Source organism: Pseudomonas sp. IT-P100 (assembly GCF_949767185.1).
Taxonomy (GTDB): domain Bacteria; phylum Pseudomonadota; class Gammaproteobacteria; order Pseudomonadales; family Pseudomonadaceae; genus Aquipseudomonas; species Aquipseudomonas fluorescens_B.
Map to the genome: position 1 here is coordinate 620,132 of NZ_CATKQK010000022.1, position 19,472 is coordinate 639,603.

The window sequence follows — 19,472 nt, forward strand, 5'->3', positions numbered from 1 at the left end:
TTGTGTTTCTCCCTTGACCCCCAGTCTAGCCCTTCACGGATCACTTCAGCTCGCGAAATACCCCGCACAACACTTCTTGAACTTCTGCCCGCTGGCGCAAGGGCAGGCATCGTTGCGTCCGGCCTTGAGGGGCACGGTGGGGTCGATGAAGTACCAGTGGCCGGCGTTCTGTACGAACGACGAACGCTCGCGGTGGCTGTGTTCGCCGCTGCCGTCGTGCCAGCGTGCGGTGAACGTCACGAACGCGTGTTCCGGCTGACCGCCGAACACCTCGGAGCTTTCCACCTCCAGGCCCAGCCAGGTGCTCTTGGCGCTCCAGTCACTGATGGACTGACGATCGAGGCCGGCCTGTTGTGCCGGCAGGGTGGTCGCCACCAGATAGTCAATCAGCCCCAGCACATAAGCGCTGTAGCGCGACCGCATCAAGGCTTCGGCGCAGGGCGCCGGGTGACCGGCATGGTAATGACCGCAGCAGGCGTCAAGCAGGGTGCCGCTGCCGCAAGGGCAAATGGATGTACTCATTGCGTTACCACCAATATTTCCCGAAGTTTTCCGGATTGGCCCAGAACCGTGAGTTGAGCCAGTCGGGCACTTGTTTGTAGTCAAGCAGATCGTAGGTGAACAGGGTCAGCACCTGATCGTCGCGCTGGAAACGTTCACTGGCTTGCAGGGCCAGGGAGAAAAAGTCCGTCTCCTGCCAGCCGCTGGCCGGCAAGTCCGCGAGCACCGCAATGCGACTGGCATTGAGGTTGCGGATTCCGCCGAGCAAATTCAGACCCTCGCGTTTGGGCAAGTGTTCGAGGCAGTCGACCACCAGCGCCAGATCGAAGCGGCGCGCCGCCAGCTCGACCGGCAACGGCCCGGGCGCGGCATGGGCGACGCAGGTGTCCGGGTGCGCGAGCTTGAACGCTTCAAGCGCGGGAAACTCACTGGCGCCGATCAGCAACAGGCGCGGCGGGGCGTAGCGATCGAGCAAAGCGGCCAGCGCCTGCTGCGGCGTGCGCGAAGAAATACCTGAAATCATCGAAGATCCTCAATCAGAGCGCCAAGACTAGCCTGCCCAAACGCCCAGATATAGAGCGGCTTAGCGCCAAAAGTGCCGATCACCCGTGAACACGGGACAAAACAGGCATGGCCTATTGCTGGCGGAGATTAAAACTCGGGTCTTTACTCCCTGAATCGGTTCTAAGCCGATCCCTCAGGAGAAAACTAGATGAGCATAGTTCGGACAGCATTACCCTTGGTTCTGCTAACCAGTGTGTTGACTGGTTGCGCAGGTTTGCAGAAAACCGACTGGCCGACCTGTGCGGCAGTCGGTGGTGTGGTAGGTGCGGGTCTCGGCGCGACCGAGAGCACGGCATGGGCAGGGTACGGCGCGCTGTTGGTTGGCGGTACGGCCGCAGCCTATTGCTGGGTTCACGGTGATGGCGACGAAGACGGCGATGGCGTGCCGGACAGCCGCGACAAGTGCCCGGGTACGCCTAAAGGCGTGCAGGTCGATGCCGATGGCTGCCCACCACCAGTCCCTGCGCCAGTGGTTGAAGAGGTGGTTGTGGTCAAGGAAGAAACCATCGTCATCCGCGATGTTCACTTCCAGTTCGACAAAGCCACACTCACTCCTTCCGACAAGCTGGTACTCGACAAAGTCGCCACTCGCCTGAAACAGGAATCTACCACCGCACGCCTGACCGTCACTGGCCATACCGACAGCGTGGGCAGCGATGCCTACAACCAGAAACTGTCTGATCGTCGCGCGCACTCGGTGGTTGATTACCTCGTCAAGGATGGCGTGCCGCGCAGTAGCTTCGTGTCTGTGACCGGTGCCGGTGAAAGCCAGCCTGTTGCCGATAACAAAACCGCTGACGGCCGTGCGTTGAACCGTCGTACCGAAATCAAGATCGAGCGTTGAGTCCCTTCCGCTCCGCGGCTTGTGCAGTCGCGGATGCGGGTCTTTACTCCTGTGTGACCGGCATCTGCCGGTAACACAGGAGCTTTCAACCATGAGCCTTCTCCCCAGAACCCTCTTGCCGGTGCTGCTGCTTGGCGGCGTATTGACCGGTTGCGCGACTCACAGCGATGGCACTGCCCCCCTCAATCAACGTACCTGGCCTGTCTGCAGCGTTATCGGCGGTCTGGTCGGTGGAGGCCTGGGCGCTCTGGAGAGTAGCGGCTGGGCGGCGGGCGGAGCGGCACTGGGGATCTTGACCGGGGGCTTGATCTGTTATGCCCAGGACGGCGATGAAGACGACGATGGTGTATTCGATCGACGCGATCGCTGCCCTGATACCCCGGCCAATACCCCGGTTGAACATCATGGTTGTCCGTTGCCGCAATACCCGGCCAGCGTGAAAGCTGTGCAAACCGAAGTCATCACTCTGAGCGATGCGGGCGACGTGCTGTTTGCCTTCAATAATTCCGACCTGACGCCCTCGATGCAAAGTCAGCTGGATGCGCTGATGCCCACACTGCAAAGCGCCGATGTGGTGAGCATTAAAGTGATCGGCCATACCGACAGCGTAGGTTCGGACACTTATAACCAGGCGCTGTCAGAACGACGCGCCAGCAGCGTGGCGGCTTACTTGTTGGGCATGGGCCTGGCGCCGAACAAACTCACCAGCGAAGGCCGGGGCGAAAGTCAGCCCGTGGCTGATAACGAAACAGACGAAGGCCGCGCGAAAAACCGTCGCGTGGAATTGCACATCAATCGCTGAGCCACGTGATAGAGCCGTCGGACAGCCATTTCGGTTGTTCCGATGGCCATTCGGCGGCCTTCATGAAGAATTTTCCGTTGCCCTCTGGCTTATCCCGCGTGGAAGCCGTTACTGTGCGCGCAAAGAATAATTCTCAACGGGGGCGCGTATGAAGGTGTTTTGGGGACTGGGGAAGCTGTTGACCCTGCTGTTCTGGCTGGTGGTCCTGGTCAATCTGATGACGCCGTTTGTCAATCCGCTGCACCTGTTGGTCAATCTGGCCGGCGGTCTGTTGGCGTTCCTGCATCTTCTCGAGGCGGTGTTCTGTTTCCGCAGCCTCAGAGGTCGTGCCCACCCTTGGCGCGATCGCTTGAAGATTGTCTTTTTCGGTGTTTTCCACCTGCAAACCCTTCCGGCTCCTGCCGTCTCTAAGGCATCCCATGCGTAAACTCTGTCTGCTCGCCGCTTTCATCAGCCCGCTCGCCTGCGCCCAAGTGATCAGTGTCGAAACCAACTCGCTGATGCGCCTGCCCAACACTGTCAGCACCATGCAGCTGGAACGCCTGGAAGTGGCCGATTACGGCACGCTGCTGATTCCCTCGAACGTGACCGAAGTCACCGTGGGCGAATTGCACCTGGGGCGTGAAGCGCGGATCGCCATCGTGCCGAGCGAAAATGCCCTGGAGTTGAAGATCAACCGTGCCGAACTCTCCGAAGGCAGCCAGATTACCGCTCGCGGCGCGCCGGGCACTTACCTCAAGGCAGCCCGCTCGGGGCGCAATCTGAACGTGCAGATCAAGGCACTGAACGCACCGCAGTTGTCGCTCGATGCACGCGGCGGCGCAGGGGCGCCGGGTTTTGTCGGTCTCGATGGTGCCAACGGTCAGGCGCCGGGGTGCACTTGGGGCCAGGCTGGCCGCGGAGCGGATGGCAGTAATGGCAGCGATGGTCAGCCAGGTGCGCCGGGCGCGCTGGTCAGGCTGGAAGTGCCGCGGGACTATCCGGCGGAGCAGATCAAGGTTCAAGTGGCGGGCGGCGCGGGTGGTCTGGCCGGTCCTGGCGGCAAGCCGGGCGCGGGCGGCAAGGCCAAGGGATGCCTGGTGTACAAGGCTGATGGCGGCAAGAGCGGCAAACCTGGCGTGGACGGCCAGCCGGGGCCTGCGGGTGCGGCGGGCTCGGTGACTGTTCAGCGGTTGTAAGAACCACCGAGAACCCTTGTGGCGAGGGAGCTTTGTGGCGAGGGGATTTATCCCCGTTGGGCTGCGAAGCGGCCCCAATCCGGACTCCGCGTTGCCTGGTTTTACGACTGCTTCGCAGCCGAACGGGGATAAATCCCCTCGCCACGGAGTCCCTTACCACAAAGTTGGCGAAGCCTTAGAACATCGGCCGCGCTGCGGCAATGGCTACCAACACCAACCCAACGATCAGATTGATCCCCACCAGCTTGCGAATCCGCCCCAGCACCGCAGCTCCCGTCGGCCAGTCCTGCGCCGCCACCGCCGTGCGCAACTCGGGCAACAGCAACGCCTGAATCCGGATAAACAGCGCCGTCATCACCACGTACAAGCCCATCATTACCTGCACATAACGCGGCGCGGCCTCAAAACCGGCGTATTGCAGATGGATCATGCCCACCCCGCTGATCGGCAACAGCACCACCGCCACCCAGACCCAGCGGAAAAAACCTTGAAACACTTCCACCCACAGTTTCAAGCGGGCAGGGCCTTCCAGCGCCTTCATCGCCGCAGGACGCAAGACCATCCACGCGAAAAACATGCCGCCGACCCACACCAGGGCGGACAGGAGATGCAGGGTGTAAACGATGCCAAAAGGTGTCATTGAGGTACTCCGTTCTGCGCGGGATTAATTAGCGGGGTATGATAGCCGCCGAACCGAACCACTGAAAATTTATCCAGCGTTTTTTGCGCCCGACAATCCATGATCAGCACCGAACTCAAAACCACGATCCAGGGCGCCTACTCGCGTTTTCTCGAAGCCAAGAGCCTCAAGCCGCGCTACGGCCAACGCCTGATGATCGCCGAAATTGCCAAAGTCCTCGGTGACATCGACACCGACGACGAAGGCCGGCGCAGTGGCGACCCCGCGATTGTCGCGGTGGAAGCCGGCACCGGTACCGGCAAGACCGTGGCCTACAGCCTGGCAGCGATCCCGACCGCGAAGGCCGCCGGCAAACGCCTGGTGATCGCCACGGCCACCGTGGCCCTGCAAGAACAGATCGTCTACAAGGATCTGCCCGACCTGATGCGCAACAGCGGGCTGAATTTCAGCTTCGCCCTGGCCAAGGGCCGTGGGCGCTACATGTGCCTGTCCAAGCTCGACATGTTGCTCCAGGAAGGTCACGCACAAACCGCCACGGCGCAGCTGTTCGAGGAAGAAGGCTTCAAGATCGAGGTCGATGAGGCCAGTCAGAAGCTGTTCACCAGCATGATCGAGAAACTCGCCGGCAATAAATGGGACGGCGACCGCGACAGTTGGTCCACCGCTCTGGAAGACGCCGACTGGGCGCGCCTGACCACCGACCACAGCCAGTGCACCAACCGTCATTGCCCGAACTTCGGCCAGTGCGCCTTCTACAAGGCCCGCGAAGGCATGGGCAAGGTCGACGTCATCGTCACCAACCACGACATGGTCCTGGCCGATCTGGCATTGGGCGGCGGTGCGGTTCTGCCGGACCCGCGCGACACCATCTACGTGTTCGACGAAGGTCACCACCTGCCGGACAAGGCTATCGGCCACTTCGCTCACTACACGCGTCTGCGTTCCACCGCCGACTGGCTGGAAACCACCGCCAAGAACCTCACCAAATTGCTTGCCCAGCACCCGCTGCCGGGCGATCTGGGCAAGTTGATCGAACAGGTGCCGGAACTGGCCCGTGAGATCAAGACCCAGCAACAGTTCATGTTTTCTGCCTGCGAACAGGTCGCCGATTTCAAACCCGGCGAAGACGTCGAAGGTCGTGAACGGCCGCGTCACCGCTTCGTCGGTGGGGTGATTCCCGAGCACATGCGCGAAATGGGCGTTGAGCTGAAGAAAGGCTTCGCCCGTCTCACCGACCTGTTTACCCGGCTCACCGAATTGCTCAAGGAAGGCATGGACGGCGAGGTCAACATCGGCATCGCCAGCAACCAGGCCGAAGAATGGTATCCGCTGTTCGGCAGCCTGTTGTCGCGTTCTTCGGGCAACTGGGAATTGTGGGTCGCGTTCACCGCAGAAGACCCGGAAGACAACCCGCCCATGGCGCGCTGGCTGACCCTGGCCGAAAGCGGTTCGCTGTTCGACATTGAGGTCAACGCCAGCCCGATCCTCGCGGCGGAAATGCTCCGGCGCAACCTGTGGAACGTCGCTTATGGGGCGCTGGTGACCTCGGCAACGCTGACCGCGCTGGGCACTTTCGACCGTTTCCGCATGCGTGCCGGCCTGCCAAAAAAGGCCGTGACCGCCGTGGTCCCGAGCCCGTTCCATCACGCCGACGCGGGTGTGTTGCGGGTGCCCGACCTGAAAGCCGACCCGCGTGATGCGCCGGCGCACACCGCCGCCATCATCCGAGACCTGCCGCAACTGGTCGAAGGTTCGCGCGGCACGCTGGTGCTGTTCTCCTCGCGCAAGCAGATGCAGGACGTGTTCGACGGCCTCGACCGCGACTGGCGCAAGCAAGTGTTCATTCAAGGCAACCTGTCGAAACAGGAAACCCTGAACAAGCACAAGGCGCGGGTCGACGGTGGCGATTCCAGCGTGCTGTTCGGCCTGGCGAGTTTCGCTGAAGGGGTCGACTTGCCTGGTGCTTACTGCGAACACGTGGTGATCGCGAAGATTCCGTTCTCGGTGCCGGATGATCCGGTCGAAGCGGCACTGGCCGAATGGATCGAAGCACGGGGCGGCAATCCGTTCATGGAGATCTCCGTGCCGGACGCCTCGCTGAAACTGGTCCAGGCCTGCGGTCGCTTGCTGCGGACCGAAGAAGACCGCGGCACCATCACGTTGCTCGACCGACGCCTGGTCACCCAGCGTTACGGCAAAGCGATCCTCAATGCGTTGCCGCCATTCCGTCGAGAAATTTCCTGATACAGCGGTGGGCAAATCTGCCCGCCGCGTTGTCTATCTCTCTGCCACCGCTTTTCCATTGGCCCATTGAGGTCGTTAGGGAGAATTTCGTTCTCATGATTCACCGTTCCTTGCCCGCCGTATTTGCCCTGTTGTTCGCAACGCCCTTGTTGGCCGCTCCGGCAGGCCAGCAGACGCTGTTCAACTTTGTGCGCCCCGCCGACGTGGTCCAGGTGGCGACTCAGGACGCCAGCCTGCCGCAATCCAATGCCGAGCAAACAGCCGAAGGCGAAGTGCTGCGTCGGGTGACGTTCAACCCTGTGGCACAGCCAACCCTGCGTTTGACTCCGCAAACCGGTGCCTGGGACTGGTCGCAGTCGGCCATGATGAGCCTGCGGATCCAGAGCGCGATGAATTGGGCCGTGACCCTCTATGTGAAAATCCAGAGCAACGATGGCAAGACGCTGATCAGTCGCGTCGACCTGCCGGCCGGTCCTGCGCAGACGCTGCTGGTGCCATTGGTCGCCACTTCACCGCTGAGCCTGGGCATGAAGGCCGGGCCGCCGATGCCGATGACCGTCGACGGTCAACGTATCCTGCTGGCCAGCAGCGCTGGCGAACTGGAGCGCAGCCAGGTGGTGTCGGTGACCTTGTCGATGGATCAGCCGAAAGTCGCCCAAAGCATCCTGCTGGAACGCTTTGGCGTGCAGGACGGCGAGGCTGTGACTCAGGCCGTTTACGGCGGTCTGGTGGACGCTTTCGGGCAATCTACCCGGGCCAAATGGCCGGAAAAGGTCGGCAGCGACGAGCAACTCAAAAGCGCTGCCGCCAAGGAACAGCAACAAACCAAAACCTGGTTGGCCGAGCGCGAGAAGGCGTCGCTGGACAAATTCGGTGGCTGGATAAAAGGCCCGTCGTTCAAGGCCAGCGGCTTTTTCCGCACCGAGAAACGTGACGGTCGCTGGTACCTCGTGACGCCGGAAGGCCATCCGTTCTACTCGCTCGGGGTCAACACCGTTACCCCGGACGTCAACCAGACCTACATCGCCGGCCGCGAGTGGATGTTCGAGGCGTTGCCAAAACCCGACGAGCCGCTGGCCAGTCACTTTGGCGAAGGCGACAACCGTGGCGGCAATGGCGTCGATCAGGGCCGTGCCTATAACGCCGGTCGCTGGTACGACTTCTATGGCGCCAACCTGCAGCGTTTGTATGGCGCCCCTTGCGCACTGGGCAGCGACACCAAGGCCGGTGTCGCCGAAGCGGCCAAGGCCGACGCAGTTGAGGCGACGGTCGAAAAAGCCGCTGAGCAACCCGTCGTGCCTGCCACCGCCGAATCCGGTGTTGCCGAAGCCGCCAAGACTGGCGCAGAGGAAGCAAAGGTCGCGAAAGCGGTCGAGCAGAAACCCGCCGAGCCCTGCACCGCGGTGATTGATGAACAACGCTGGGCCAGCCACACCCTGGATCGCCTGCAAGCCTGGGGGTTCAACACCATCGGCAACTGGAGTGCCCCGGCACTGGCCAACGCTGATCGCCTGCCCTACACCTTGCCGCTGTCAATCGTCGGCGATTACGCCAGTATCAGCACGGGCACCGACTGGTGGGGCGGCATGCCCGATCCGTTCGACCCGCGTTTCGCCATGGCCACCGAGCGTGCCGTGGCCATCGCCGCCCGCGATCATCGCGACGATCCGTGGCTGATCGGTTACTTTGCCGACAACGAACTGGCCTGGGCCGGTCCCGGCGACGACCCGAAAGCCCGCTATGCGCTGGCCTACGGCACTTTGAAAATGACCACCGACGTGCCGGCCAAACGCGCGTTCCTCAAGCAATTGCGCGACAAATACCGCAATCAGGCAGGCCTTTCCAAAGCCTGGGGCATCGACTTGCCGGCGTGGGAATTGATGGAAGATCCGGGCTTCGTACCGCCGCTGCCAAGCGCCGAGCATCCGGAAATCGAGGCCGACTTCAAATACTTCCAGAAGGTCTTTGCCGACACGTACTTCAAAACCATTTCCGACTCGCTCAAGTGGCACGCGCCGAACCAGCTGTTGCTGGGCGGTCGCTTTGCCATCAGCACGCCGGAAGCCGTGGAATCCTGCGCGCAGTATTGCGACGTGCTGAGCTTCAACATGTACACCCTGCAACCGCAGGACGGTTACGACTTCGCGACATTGCGCAGCCTGGATAAGCCGGTGCTGATTACCGAGTTCAACTTCGGCTCCGCCGATCGTGGCCCGTTCTGGGGTGGCGTGACGCAACTGGCCAAGGAAGAAGACCGCGGCCCGGCTTACGCCAACTTCCTGAAACAGGGGCTCGGTGAACCGTCGATTGTTGGCGTGCACTGGTTCGAGTACCTCGATCAACCGGTGACCGGCCGTCTGCTGGACGGTGAAAACGGCCACTTCGGTTTGGTGGGCGTTACCGATCTGCCGTTCCAGGGCTTTGTCGACAGTGTGCGCAAGAGCAATCTGGCGGCCGTTGATCAGCTGGGCAAAGAGGCCGAGAAGGCCAGGGCTGAGGCGGATAAAGCCAGTCACGATGCCGTGGGTGGGCGAAAAGCCGAAGCCGGCAAGGGCCCGGGGCAGGGCGCCGGGCAGGCGGGCGGGCATTCAGGCAAAGGCCATTAATCGCTGAGATCCGTGTGGCGAGGAAGCTTGCTCCCGCTGGACTGCGCAGCAGGCCTTTTTTGGGCCGCTGCGCAGCCTAGCGGGAGCAAGCTCCCTTGCCACAAAGGGTTCTGATCATTTCCATGGGCAAACCGACCGCCCAGCCCGCCCCTGTTCCCAAAACCGCCAATGGCTGGAACAATGCGGGCCACTTTGTAGAGCTTTGTCCGAGGGAGTAGCGGGTGCAGATTCAGGGTCATTACGAACTCAGGTTCGAAGCGGTGCGTGAAGCGTTCGCCGCGTTGTTCGACGATCCCCAGGAACGTGGCGCAGCGCTGTGCATCCAGGTCGGTGGCGAAACCGTTGTCGATCTCTGGTCCGGCACCGCCGACAAGGATGGCCATGAGGCCTGGCACAGCGACACCATCGCCAACCTGTTCTCCTGCACCAAGACCTTCACCGCCGTCACGGCCCTGCAACTGGTGGCCGAAGGCAAGCTGCAACTGGACGCCCCGGTTGCCCGCTACTGGCCCGAATTCGCCGCCGCCGGCAAGGAATCCGTCACCCTGCGTCAATTGCTCTGCCATCAGGCCGGTCTGCCGGCGCTGCGTGAATTGCTGGCCCCCGAGGCGCTTTACGACTGGCAGGCCATGGTCGATGCCCTGGCGGCCGAATCGCCGTGGTGGACGCCGGGCACCGCGCACGGTTATGCCGCGATCACCTATGGCTGGCTGGTCGGCGAGTTGCTGCGGCGGGCTGACGGTCGTGGGCCTGGCGAGTCGATTGTTGCCCGCGTCGCCAAACCGCTGGGGCTGGATTTCCATGTCGGTCTGGCGGATGAAGAATTCCAGCGCGTGGCGCACATCGCCCGCGGCAAGGGCAACGTCGGTGATGCCGCGGCCCAGCGCTTGTTGCAAGTGACGATGCGCGAACCGACGGCCATGACCACGCGGGCCTTCACCAACCCCCCGTCGGTCCTGACCAGCACCAACAAACCCGAGTGGCGGCGCATGCAGCAACCGGCGGCCAATGGCCACGGCAATGCCCGCAGCCTGGCCGGGTTCTACGCCGGCCTGCTCGACGGCAGCCTGCTGGAAAGCGAAATGCTCGACGAGCTGACCCGCGAACACAGCCTCGGCGAAGACAAGACTTTACTGACCCGGACCCGTTTCGGCCTGGGTTGCATGCTCGATCAACCGGACGTCCCCAACGCCACTTACGGCCTCGGCCCACGTGCGTTCGGCCATCCGGGGGCGGGCGGTTCCATCGGTTTTGCTGACCCGGAGCACGATGTTGCCTTCGGTTTTGTGACAAATACACTGGGGCCTTACGTCTTGATGGATCCGCGCGCGCAAAACCTTGCGCGGGTACTGGCCACTTGTCTGTAAAACGCGCTCACGGGTTCCAGGGCCGGAACCTGAAGGCCTTTATGTTTTCCAACCGTCTGTTTATCCGGGTCAAGCCGGCCTGATTTTTTATGACTTCATTTTTGTGGATATCCAATGTCATTCAATAAAACCACCCTCGCTTTGGCCCTGTGTGTCGCTGTTACCGGTTGTGCGCAGACTCCACAAAATGATTCGGATGGCAGCAGCTGGTGGCCGTTCGGTTCCTCCGACAAAGTTGCGGCAAAAGAGCCGGCGCCGGCGCCAGCACCTGTGAAACCAGTCGCTGCGGCTCCGGTGGCCAAGGCTGAAAGCTCCAGTCCCTGGTACTGGCCGTTTGGCTCTGAGGAAGTTCTGGACAAGAAGCCAGAGGTGAAACCTGAAGCCAAACCGGTCGAAGTGGCCAAGGCTGAGGCGCAAGCAGGTGGCAAATGGTGGTGGCCGTTCGGCGGCAAGGATCAGAGCACCGCTAAAGCTGTACCGATGCCGGATCCGAAAGTCACCCAGGCCTGGCTCGACGACTACGAACCGCGCCTGCGCGAGGCGATCAAGGACAGCAACCTGCAACTCGAGCGCCGTGAAAACGTGCTGGTGGTGACCGCGCCGGTAGAAGGCTCGTTCAACCCCGACCGCCCGGCCATGTTGCTGCCGGTCACCTTGGGGCCGTTCACTCGCGTGGCGAAAATCCTCGAAGTCGATCCGAAGACTGCCGTGCTGGTACTCGGTCACAGCGATACCTCGGGCGCCGCACCGGCCAACGTAAAACTGAGTCAGGAGCGGGCACAAGCGGTGGCGGCAATCTTCCGTCTCAGCGGCTTGCAGCGTGATCGTCTGATGTTGCGCGGCATGGGCGGCGAAGCCCCGCGTGCAGCGAACGACAGCACTGAAGGCCGTGCCTTGAACCGTCGCGTTGAACTGTTGGTGACCCCGCAAAACACCATGGTCGCGCTGCTGAGCAAATACAACATGCCAGCCCCGGCGCCGGTCAAACTGGTCGCAGCCCAGGACGTGAAGCCAGTGGTCAAGCCGGTCACTCCCGCACCTGCCGCGAAGAAAGCCGCTGTGCCTGCCGCGAAAAAAGCGCCGGCCAAGAAAGCCGCCGCCAAGAAGGCACCAGCCAAAACAGCGACGCCGGCTAAAAAGACCGCGCCGGCCAAAGCCGCAGCAACTGACAAGAAAGTCGCTGCCGCCGATGCTGTGAAAAAGTGATTCGTTAACCAAAAGGAATGCGCCATGACCCAGGGCCTGGCTGATATGCGTCGCGACTACACCCGAGATGGCCTGACCGAGGCACAAGCCCCGAGCGAGCCGTTCGCGCTGTTCCACCACTGGTTCGCCGACGCGGTGAAAACCGAGCAGGCGCCGGTGGAAGCCAACGCCATGACCCTGGCCACCGTCGACCCGGACGGTCGGCCGCATTGCCGCATTCTGCTGCTCAAGGGCCTGGATGAACACGGCTTCACGTTCTTCACCAACTACGACAGCGCCAAGGGCCAGCACCTGGCCGCGAATCCGTTCGCAGCCATGACTTTTTTCTGGCCGGCCCTGGAGCGTCAGGTGCGCATCGAAGGTCAGGTGGTGAAAGTCACGCCTGAAGAGTCCGACGCCTATTTTCAGGTCCGGCCGTTGGGTAGCCGGCTTGGCGCCTGGGCTTCACCGCAAAGCCGCGTGATCGCCGATCGCGCCGAACTGGAAGCGCTGCTCAAGAACACCGAGCAACGTTTCAGCGATACACAGCCCCATTGCCCCGAGCACTGGGGCGGTTATCGCCTGCTGCCTGAGCGCATCGAATTCTGGCAGGGCCGTTCGAGCCGCCTGCATGATCGCCTCAACTACCGCCTACAGGGCGCCGACTGGATTCTTGAACGTCTGGCACCCTGAGCAGTCTACCGACCGGGATAGCCTGCTGCCGCGGCCTCCAGCCACTGCGGCAGGTCCCGACGCTTGATTTTCTGCGCTTGAGCGTTCGCCAGTTGCTGGAGCATGAAGACTTTCTTATGCTCGTCGTCACCAGCCAAGGCTAACGCGAGGTCGCGGTCCATCCAGCGTTTGATCCGTACGTACAACCACCCATGGAAGTACAGACCGGCGACAGTGGTGACGACAATGATGAAGTAATCCATGACAATTCCTGGTTCAGCGGCGCAGATACCATCATTTGCCGCTACTGTGTGCTGAGTTCGTGGAGGCGCCTGTACCTGGCCTGAATCAAACCAATTTTATCCGGGCGACGTCGTGACAGGCGTCAAGCAGCGGAGTTTAATGGCTACCTGTCCTTTGGAGTTGATGCTATGCGTAAGTCTGTTCTGCTGGTTGCTTCCTTTTCCACCATGGCGATGTTGCTCACTGGTTGCCAATCGAGCCTGACCGGTGACTCCTATTCCCGTGACGAAGCGCGTCGTGTGCAGACCGTTCGCATGGGCACCATCGAATCCTTGCGTCCGGTGAAAATCGAAGGCACCAAGACCCCGATCGGCGGCCTGGCCGGTGCGGCGGTTGGTGGTGTCGGCGGCAGCGCCATTGGCGGCGGTCGCGGCAGTATCGTTGCAGCGGTCATCGGCGCCGTTGCCGGCGGCTTGATCGGCTCGGCCACTGAAGAAGGCCTGACCCGCGCCCAGGGCGTGGAAATCACCGTTCGCGAAGACGACGGCAGCATGCGCGCCTATGTTCAGCAGGTTCAGGAGAATGAAGTGTTCCGTGTGGGTGAGCGGGTACGGATTGCTACTGTTGATGGGACTAGCCGCGTTTCGCACTAAGCGGAGTGGTTACAAAGAAAACCCCGATCAGGTGACTGGTCGGGGTTTTTATTTGGTTTTTCATGGCATCCCGGAGCAATACAGAAACGCCGATTTTGATTGGGGGCATATCCGTTTCTGCGGTTGCGGTTGCTGGCGGTTCCGCTTTTACAGCGGGTCACTTGGAGACGCGCCGATGGAGGCACTCACAAGTTGACGGACAGGCTCAGGGCGTGAGGGGGGCGACTACCGCCACAGCCCACCGAGGCGGCCTACCGGCCTGGCTGATCGTGGCGGTAGGACGCGTCTCGAATGACGCCAGGAGTCGTCTCTGTCGATCAGGCTGGCAGCGCGGCGTTCTTGCGACTCGACGCCGCCGTCACCGCGTAACCGATCAGTGCCGCCAGTATCGAACCGGTCAAGATCCCCATTCGGTCCATGCCGGCGTAGTCACTGACGCCCGGTTCAAACGCCAGAGAGCCCACAAAAAGACTCATGGTGAAGCCGATCCCGCAGAGGATCGCGACCCCCAGCACCTGACCCCAGTTGGCGCCTTGGGGCAGGGCGGCGATGCCGATTTTCACCGCCAGCCAGGTCAGGCCGAACACGCCTAAGGTCTTGCCCAGCAGCAGGCCGACCGCAATGCCCATCGGTACGTGGTGGGTGAAGCTTTCGACGGTCACGCCGCTCAGGGACAGGCCGGCGTTGGCGAAGGCGAACAGCGGGAGGATGCCGTAAGCCACCCATGGGTGCAGGGCATGTTCCAGGGTCAGCAGCGGTGAAGGTTCGGCGTTTTTCGTGCGCAGCGGGATGCAGAAGGCCAGGGTGACGCCGGCCAGCGTTGCATGCACACCACTCTTGAGCACGCACACCCACAGGATCAGACCGATGATCATGTACGGCCCGAGCTTGACCACGCCAAGCCGGTTCATCGCGATCAGCGCCACGATGCAGGCCGCCGCGAGCGCGAGTGACAGGGTCGACAGGGTGCCGGAATAGAAGATCGCGATGACAATGATGGCGCCGAGGTCGTCGATGATCGCCAGGGTCATCAGGAACAGCTTCAGTGACACCGGCACCCGTTTGCCCAGCAGGGCGAGGACACCGAGGGCGAAGGCGATGTCGGTGGCCATCGGGATGGCCCAGCCACCCAGCGCTGCGGGATTGTCGCGGTTCAGGAACCAGTAGAGCAGCGCCGGCACGACCATGCCGCCGATCGCGGCCGCGCCTGGCAGCACGATCTGCGAAGGTTTCGACAGCTGACCATCAAGGACTTCGCGTTTCACTTCCAGACCGATCAGCAGGAAGAACAGTGCCATCAGCCCGTCGTTGATCCATAGCAACAATGGCTTGGCGATTTTAAGCGCGCCGATCTGGGCGACCACGGGGGTGTCCAGCAGACCGTTGTAGAGCCACGACAACGATGAGTTGTTAATGATCAGTGCCAAGGCTGCAGCGGCGATCAACAACAGACCGCTGGCAGCTTCCAACTGAAAGAAACGCGTGAAAGTGCTACGCAGAGGCAAGGTCGCTCTCCATCGAATTATCAAAAAGGTGGCACACCCTAACCCGTACCGTTGGTTGTTAAAACAAAAGTTATATTCTTTTTTGTTATATGCCGTTGCAGCCGAAAGATCGACACGGACCTGAGCCTAGCAGTTGTCGGACGTATTGAAGCTCAGCTGTATCTGTGCGGGATGTCGGATTTTTCCTAAGCTTCAGGGCTGAGCCTTGTGACAAGGCCGACTCAACGAGAAAATCACCATGAGCGACAATCGACAGTGGGCCCGCGAAGCCATCCGCATCATCGAAGCCGACTTCCAGCGCAGCGCCGACACCCACCTCATCCCGTTACCCCTGCCGGGTTTGCCGGGCATCGAGTTGTATTTCAAGGATGAGTCGAGCCATCCCACCGGCAGCCTGAAGCATCGGCTGGCGCGTTCGTTATTCCTCTATGCGCTGTGTAACGGCTGGCTCAAACCCGGTGCGCCGGTGATCGAAGCGTCCAGCGGTTCGACGGCGATTTCCGAGGCGTACTTCGCCCGGTTGCTGGGCCTGCCGTTTATTGCGGTCATGCCGGCGACCACCTCAAAAGAGAAGATCGCGCAGATCGCTTTCTACGGCGGCAAGAGTCATCTGGTGGACGACCCGACGCAGATCTACGCTGAGTCCGAGCGCCTGGCGCGCGAGCATGACGGGCACTTCATCGATCAGTTCACCTACGCCGAACGCGCCACCGACTGGCGGGCAAACAACAACATTGCCGAATCGATCTTCCATCAGATGCGCTTCGAGCAGTACCCCGAGCCGAGCTGGCTGATTTCCAGCCCCGGCACCGGCGGCACCACCGCGACCCTCGGCCGTTACGTGCGCTATCGCCAGCATTGCACCCGCGTGTTATGCGCCGATGCCGAGCGTTCAGTGTTTTTCGATTACTACCTGACCGGCGATGCCAGCCTGCGCCTGGATCACGGTTCGCGGATAGAAGGCATCGGACGGCCACGGGTCGAGGCATCGTTCCTGCCGAAGGTGATCGATGCGATGGTCAAGGTACCGGACGATCTGTCACTGGCCGCCATGCATTACCTGGCGCAGCGCCTGGGGCGGCGTGTCGGCGGTTCGAGCGGGACCAACCTGATCGGCGCGTTGATGGCGGCCCAACAGATGGTAGCGGCGGGGGAGTCGGGGTCGATCGTGGCGATTCTGTGCGACGGCGGCGAGCGATATGAGACCAGTTACTACGATCAGGATTGGCTCAAGGCCCAAGGGTATGAGCTGAGTGGGTTGATGGATATCGTGGCGGCGAGTGTCGAGCGGGGCGAGCCGTTGCCGGACACCGTGATGCGCGCCAATATCTAAAAAAGATCGAAACCTTCGGCAGCTCCTACATAGAAATGCATGCTCATGCAGGAGCTGCGGAAGGCTGCGATCTTTTGATGTTAAGGCTTAAGCCTCCAGGCCAAGGATGTCGCGAGCCACTGCTTCGGCGATGCGGATCCCGTCCACACCTGCCGACAGAATCCCGCCCGCATAACCTGCACCTTCACCCGCCGGGAACAGGCCCTTCACGTTCAGACTCTGCATCGACTCGTTACGGGTAATGCGCAGCGGCGACGATGTACGCGTTTCGATTCCGGTCAACACCGCGTCATGCAGCGAGTAGCCACGAATCTGCTTCTCGAACGCCGGCAGGGCTTCGCGAATGGCTTCGATGGCGAAAGCCGGCAAGGCCAGCGCCAGATCACCCAGTGCAACACCTGGCTTGTAGGACGGTTCAACACTGCCCAGCTCGGTGGACGGTTTGCCCGCAATGAAATCGCCCACCAGTTGCGCCGGCGCTTCATAGTTGCTGCCACCCAGCACAAAGGCGTGGGATTCCAGGCGTTCCTGCAACTCGATACCGGCCAGCGGGCCGCCCGGATAATCGACTTCCGGGGTGATGCCGACGACGATCCCGGAGTTGGCGTTGCGTTCGTTACGCGAGTACTGGCTCATGCCGTTGGTCACGACGCGATTCGGCTCGGACGTCGCCGCGACCACGGTGCCGCCCGGGCACATGCAGAAGCTGTAGACCGAACGACCGTTCTTGGCGTGGTGCACCAGTTTGTAGTCGGCGGCCCCCAGCTTCGGGTGGCCGGCGTATTTGCCCAGGCGCGCGCGGTCGATCAGCGACTGCGGGTGTTCGATACGGAAACCCACCGAGAACGGCTTGGCTTCCATGAACACGCCACGACCGTGAAGCATGCGGAAGGTATCGCGGGCGCTGTGGCCGAGGGCCAGAATCACGTGTTTCGAATGGATCTGCTCGCCGCCGTTGAGCTCGACGCCGACCAGTTGGCCGTCTTCGATCAACACGTCGGTGACGCGCTGCTGGAAGCGCACTTCGCCGCCCAGGGCGCGAATCTGCTCACGCATGTTTTCCACAACGCCGGTCAGACGGAACGTACCGATGTGCGGCTTGCTGACGTAGAGGATTTCTTCCGGCGCACCGGCTTTGACGAATTCATGCAGGACTTTGCGACCGATGAATTTCGGGTCCTTGATCTGGCTGTAAAGTTTACCGTCGGAGAATGTCCCCGCGCCGCCTTCACCAAACTGTACGTTGGACTCGGGGTTGAGCACGCTTTTACGCCACAGGCCCCAAGTGTCCTTGGTGCGCTGGCGAACTTCGGTACCGCGTTCGAGGATGATCGGCTTGAAGCCCATCTGCGCCAGCAGCAGCCCGGCGAAAATCCCGCACGGACCGAAACCGACCACGACCGGACGTTGCTCGAGATCGGCCGGCGCCTGGCCGACCACTTTGTAGCTGACATCCGGCGCCACGTTGACGTTTCGGTCATCGGCGAACTTGTGCAGCAACGCCGCCTCATCTTTCGCAGTGAGGTCGATGGTGTAGATGAAGCACAGTTCGGAGGACTTTTTGCGCGCATCGTAGCTGCGCTTGAACAAGGTGTAATCGAGCAGGTCATCACTGGCGATGCCCAGGCGCTGCACGATGGCAGGGCGCAGGTCTTCATCGGGATGGTCGATCGGCAGCTTGAGTTCGGTGATTCGTAACATGACAGGATCCGGTTCGCGGGGCGCACAACTGCGCCAAGGCGTTTGAAGCCCGCGATTATAAGCCTCAAAGAATGAATCCCGTGAGGCTTAAACGATCAGTCGTCGCGCGATCCGCCGAAATACCCGCAGCCACGTTGTACCTGGCCATCGATGCGCAATTCGGCGCTCATGTGCTGGACGCTGCCGGTGCTGCTGTCGACGCACCGTTGCGGCGCGACCCACAGTTCGATGTGCTGGTTGTTGGCTTCAGTGCTGAGGTTGAAGCGTCCATCACCCAGTTGTTCTTCAACATAAGGGACGGCCAATGGCGGTTGGCCCGCACGGTCGATGACCATGCCTTTGCCGCTGACTTTTACGTTCCACTCCGGACCATGGCCGGCGGCACGCAGGATCAGCAATTTGAAATTCGGATCGTCGCACGCTGTGCCCGAGCGTTCGACGCGGTACAACTGCGCAAGATCCAGGCGGCTGCCCTCGACCCGGCCACGCACGTCGGCGAATAGTTTGCCCCGGTCATCGGCCAGGCTCGCGGCCTCCTGCAGGACGCTGGTGCCGCCGGTGTCGTTGACCACGAAACTGCGCTGCTCATTGCATGGCTGGAACAACAGCTTGCCGTCGGCTGCCGTCAGTTGACCCTGCATTCGGGTCTGGCCCACGTGGGAAGCACTTTCACGCGGGCCATCCAATAACTGGCAGGCGGCGAACAGCGGAAGCAGGGCAACAAGGACTAAGGAACGGGCAACACGCATCTTTGGCTCTCCAGACAAGTGCCGCCACGTTACTCAGCCTGACCGTTCATCACAAGGGCTCAGCCCACATGAAAGGTCTGGCCCGTTTGCAGGCCTTCCACGCTTTTGGCGTAGGCCAGTGCCACATCGGCTGCGGGAACCGGTTTGTAGCCGCGGAAGTACGGTGCGTATTTGCCCATTGCTTCGAGCAAAACGTTAGGACTCACGGAGTTCACCCGCAGACCGCGCGGCAGTTCAATCGCGGCGGCACGCACGAAGCTGTCGAGGGCGCCGTTGACCAGTGCAGCCGAGGCGCCGCTGCGAATCGGATCGTGGCTGAGCACGCCGGTGGTGAAGGTGAACGATGCACCGTCATTGGCGAACTCGCGGCCGATCAGCAGCAGGTTGACCTGGCCCATCAGCTTGTCTTTCAGACCCAGGGAGAAACTGTCTTCGGTCATTTCACCCAGCGGTGCAAAGGTCACGTTTCCCGCAGCGCAGACCAGCGCGTCGAACTTGCCGGTCTGTTCGAACAGTTTGCGAATCGAGGCGCTGTCGCTGATATCCACCTGCAGATCGCCGCTATTGCGACCGATGCGGATGATTTCGTGACGCTCGGACAATTCCTTGTCGATCGCCGAACCGATGGTGCCGCCTGCGCCAATCAAAAGAATCTTCATGCTGTTTATCCTCATGTGTGTTGAAA

At 61.5% G+C, this 19,472-nt stretch carries 19 protein-coding genes; 11 read left to right on the forward strand and 8 right to left on the reverse strand.

The features are described 5' to 3' along the window. Positions 1 to 45: 45 nt before the first annotated feature. Together ACM6IQ_RS19050 and ACM6IQ_RS19055 are read right to left on the reverse strand one after the other, a co-directional pair. Positions 46 to 522, reverse strand: coding sequence for a YchJ family protein (locus ACM6IQ_RS19050; protein WP_414879541.1), 477 nt, complete (start codon positions 520 to 522; stop codon positions 46 to 48). 4 nt (positions 523 to 526) lie between these two features. Next, a complete protein-coding gene (locus ACM6IQ_RS19055; RefSeq protein ID WP_017336800.1) occupies positions 527 to 1,024 on the reverse strand; it encodes a DUF6231 family protein in 498 nt (165 codons plus the stop codon). Positions 1,025 to 1,213: 189 nt separating this feature from the next. Here ACM6IQ_RS19055 and ACM6IQ_RS19060 point away from each other — a divergent pair, with 189 nt between their 5' ends. The 4 genes from ACM6IQ_RS19060 (at position 1,214) to ACM6IQ_RS19075 (ending at position 3,889) form a co-directional block, all read left to right on the forward strand. Beyond that, positions 1,214 to 1,909 (forward strand): OmpA family protein, encoded by a 696-nt coding sequence (locus ACM6IQ_RS19060; RefSeq protein WP_414879542.1) that lies wholly within the window; start codon positions 1,214 to 1,216, stop codon positions 1,907 to 1,909. A 91-nt stretch (positions 1,910 to 2,000) separates the two neighbouring features. Continuing rightward, entirely contained in the window at positions 2,001 to 2,711 is a 711-nt protein-coding gene (locus ACM6IQ_RS19065) for an OmpA family protein (protein ID WP_414879543.1), read from the forward strand. Positions 2,712 to 2,859: 148 nt separating this feature from the next. Continuing rightward, entirely contained in the window at positions 2,860 to 3,138 is a 279-nt protein-coding gene (locus ACM6IQ_RS19070; protein ID WP_017336803.1) for a DUF1145 domain-containing protein, read from the forward strand. Beyond that, entirely contained in the window at positions 3,131 to 3,889 is a 759-nt protein-coding gene (locus ACM6IQ_RS19075; RefSeq protein WP_017336804.1) for a collagen-like protein, read from the forward strand. The genes ACM6IQ_RS19070 and ACM6IQ_RS19075 overlap by 8 nt, the downstream gene beginning before the upstream one ends. Positions 3,890 to 4,064: 175 nt before the next feature. Here ACM6IQ_RS19075 and ACM6IQ_RS19080 read toward each other — a convergent pair whose 3' ends face one another. Beyond that, positions 4,065 to 4,529, reverse strand: coding sequence for a CopD family protein (locus ACM6IQ_RS19080; protein ID WP_017336805.1), 465 nt, complete (start codon positions 4,527 to 4,529; stop codon positions 4,065 to 4,067). Positions 4,530 to 4,628: 99 nt separating this feature from the next. On the opposite strand from ACM6IQ_RS19080, the gene dinG reads away from it, so the two are divergent. From dinG to pdxH, 5 genes are all read left to right on the forward strand, one after another. After that, the gene (gene dinG, locus ACM6IQ_RS19085) at positions 4,629 to 6,773 is read left to right on the forward strand and encodes an ATP-dependent DNA helicase DinG (protein WP_017336806.1); all 2,145 of its coding nucleotides are present in this window, start codon (positions 4,629 to 4,631) and stop codon (positions 6,771 to 6,773) included. 95 nt (positions 6,774 to 6,868) lie between these two features. Continuing rightward, entirely contained in the window at positions 6,869 to 9,379 is a 2,511-nt protein-coding gene (locus tag ACM6IQ_RS19090) for a beta-galactosidase (protein WP_414879544.1), read from the forward strand. Positions 9,380 to 9,600: 221 nt separating this feature from the next. After that, entirely contained in the window at positions 9,601 to 10,746 is a 1,146-nt protein-coding gene (locus ACM6IQ_RS19095; RefSeq protein ID WP_414879545.1) for a serine hydrolase domain-containing protein, read from the forward strand. A gap of 114 nt (positions 10,747 to 10,860) precedes the next feature. Next, a complete protein-coding gene (locus ACM6IQ_RS19100) occupies positions 10,861 to 11,952 on the forward strand; it encodes an OmpA family protein (RefSeq protein WP_017336809.1) in 1,092 nt (363 codons plus the stop codon). Between the two features lie 24 nt (positions 11,953 to 11,976). After that, positions 11,977 to 12,624, forward strand: coding sequence for a pyridoxamine 5'-phosphate oxidase (gene pdxH, locus ACM6IQ_RS19105; protein WP_414879546.1), 648 nt, complete (start codon positions 11,977 to 11,979; stop codon positions 12,622 to 12,624). Positions 12,625 to 12,629: 5 nt separating this feature from the next. Here the strand turns inward: pdxH and ACM6IQ_RS19110 are convergent, their stop codons facing one another. Then, positions 12,630 to 12,866 (reverse strand): hypothetical protein, encoded by a 237-nt coding sequence (locus tag ACM6IQ_RS19110; protein WP_017336811.1) that lies wholly within the window; start codon positions 12,864 to 12,866, stop codon positions 12,630 to 12,632. A 168-nt stretch (positions 12,867 to 13,034) separates the two neighbouring features. Here ACM6IQ_RS19110 and ACM6IQ_RS19115 point away from each other — a divergent pair, with 168 nt between their 5' ends. Beyond that, a complete protein-coding gene (locus ACM6IQ_RS19115) occupies positions 13,035 to 13,499 on the forward strand; it encodes a glycine zipper 2TM domain-containing protein (RefSeq protein WP_017336812.1) in 465 nt (154 codons plus the stop codon). Positions 13,500 to 13,816: 317 nt separating this feature from the next. On the opposite strand, the gene nhaA is transcribed toward ACM6IQ_RS19115, so the two are convergent. Further along, entirely contained in the window at positions 13,817 to 15,004 is a 1,188-nt protein-coding gene (nhaA, locus tag ACM6IQ_RS19120; protein ID WP_414879547.1) for a Na+/H+ antiporter NhaA, read from the reverse strand. 238 nt (positions 15,005 to 15,242) lie between these two features. On the opposite strand from nhaA, the gene ACM6IQ_RS19125 reads away from it, so the two are divergent. Then, positions 15,243 to 16,337: a PLP-dependent cysteine synthase family protein gene (locus ACM6IQ_RS19125; protein ID WP_414879548.1), complete on the forward strand. Its 1,095-nt coding sequence runs from the start codon at positions 15,243 to 15,245 to the stop codon at positions 16,335 to 16,337. A gap of 87 nt (positions 16,338 to 16,424) precedes the next feature. Here the strand turns inward: ACM6IQ_RS19125 and ACM6IQ_RS19130 are convergent, their stop codons facing one another. The 3 genes from ACM6IQ_RS19130 to ACM6IQ_RS19140 all read right to left on the reverse strand — a co-directional run bounded on the left by ACM6IQ_RS19130 (position 16,425) and on the right by ACM6IQ_RS19140 (position 19,446). Next, positions 16,425 to 18,038, reverse strand: coding sequence for an NAD(P)/FAD-dependent oxidoreductase (locus ACM6IQ_RS19130; RefSeq protein ID WP_414879549.1), 1,614 nt, complete (start codon positions 18,036 to 18,038; stop codon positions 16,425 to 16,427). Between the two features lie 95 nt (positions 18,039 to 18,133). Then, a complete protein-coding gene (locus tag ACM6IQ_RS19135; RefSeq protein WP_017336816.1) occupies positions 18,134 to 18,787 on the reverse strand; it encodes a COG3650 family protein in 654 nt (217 codons plus the stop codon). 59 nt (positions 18,788 to 18,846) lie between these two features. Next, entirely contained in the window at positions 18,847 to 19,446 is a 600-nt protein-coding gene (locus ACM6IQ_RS19140) for a short chain dehydrogenase (RefSeq protein WP_017336817.1), read from the reverse strand. Positions 19,447 to 19,472 lie beyond the last annotated feature (26 nt).

What these genes read in the sequence shown, in the direction of transcription:
- ACM6IQ_RS19050 (WP_414879541.1), bottom strand. Translation starts at nt 522, where the DNA reads ATGAGTACATCCATTTGCCCTTGCGGCAGCGGCACCCTGCTTGACGCC.
- ACM6IQ_RS19055 (WP_017336800.1), bottom strand. Translation starts at nt 1,024, where the DNA reads ATGATTTCAGGTATTTCTTCGCGCACGCCGCAGCAGGCGCTGGCCGCT.
- ACM6IQ_RS19060 (WP_414879542.1), top strand. Translation starts at nt 1,214, where the DNA reads ATGAGCATAGTTCGGACAGCATTACCCTTGGTTCTGCTAACCAGTGTG.
- ACM6IQ_RS19065 (WP_414879543.1), top strand. Translation starts at nt 2,001, where the DNA reads ATGAGCCTTCTCCCCAGAACCCTCTTGCCGGTGCTGCTGCTTGGCGGC.
- ACM6IQ_RS19070 (WP_017336803.1), top strand. Translation starts at nt 2,860, where the DNA reads ATGAAGGTGTTTTGGGGACTGGGGAAGCTGTTGACCCTGCTGTTCTGG.
- ACM6IQ_RS19075 (WP_017336804.1), top strand. Translation starts at nt 3,131, where the DNA reads ATGCGTAAACTCTGTCTGCTCGCCGCTTTCATCAGCCCGCTCGCCTGC.
- ACM6IQ_RS19080 (WP_017336805.1), bottom strand. Translation starts at nt 4,529, where the DNA reads ATGACACCTTTTGGCATCGTTTACACCCTGCATCTCCTGTCCGCCCTG.
- dinG (WP_017336806.1), top strand. Translation starts at nt 4,629, where the DNA reads ATGATCAGCACCGAACTCAAAACCACGATCCAGGGCGCCTACTCGCGT.
- ACM6IQ_RS19090 (WP_414879544.1), top strand. Translation starts at nt 6,869, where the DNA reads ATGATTCACCGTTCCTTGCCCGCCGTATTTGCCCTGTTGTTCGCAACG.
- ACM6IQ_RS19100 (WP_017336809.1), top strand. Translation starts at nt 10,861, where the DNA reads ATGTCATTCAATAAAACCACCCTCGCTTTGGCCCTGTGTGTCGCTGTT.
- pdxH (WP_414879546.1), top strand. Translation starts at nt 11,977, where the DNA reads ATGACCCAGGGCCTGGCTGATATGCGTCGCGACTACACCCGAGATGGC.
- ACM6IQ_RS19110 (WP_017336811.1), bottom strand. Translation starts at nt 12,866, where the DNA reads ATGGATTACTTCATCATTGTCGTCACCACTGTCGCCGGTCTGTACTTC.
- ACM6IQ_RS19115 (WP_017336812.1), top strand. Translation starts at nt 13,035, where the DNA reads ATGCGTAAGTCTGTTCTGCTGGTTGCTTCCTTTTCCACCATGGCGATG.
- ACM6IQ_RS19125 (WP_414879548.1), top strand. Translation starts at nt 15,243, where the DNA reads ATGAGCGACAATCGACAGTGGGCCCGCGAAGCCATCCGCATCATCGAA.
- ACM6IQ_RS19130 (WP_414879549.1), bottom strand. Translation starts at nt 18,038, where the DNA reads ATGTTACGAATCACCGAACTCAAGCTGCCGATCGACCATCCCGATGAA.
- ACM6IQ_RS19135 (WP_017336816.1), bottom strand. Translation starts at nt 18,787, where the DNA reads ATGCGTGTTGCCCGTTCCTTAGTCCTTGTTGCCCTGCTTCCGCTGTTC.
- ACM6IQ_RS19140 (WP_017336817.1), bottom strand. Translation starts at nt 19,446, where the DNA reads ATGAAGATTCTTTTGATTGGCGCAGGCGGCACCATCGGTTCGGCGATC.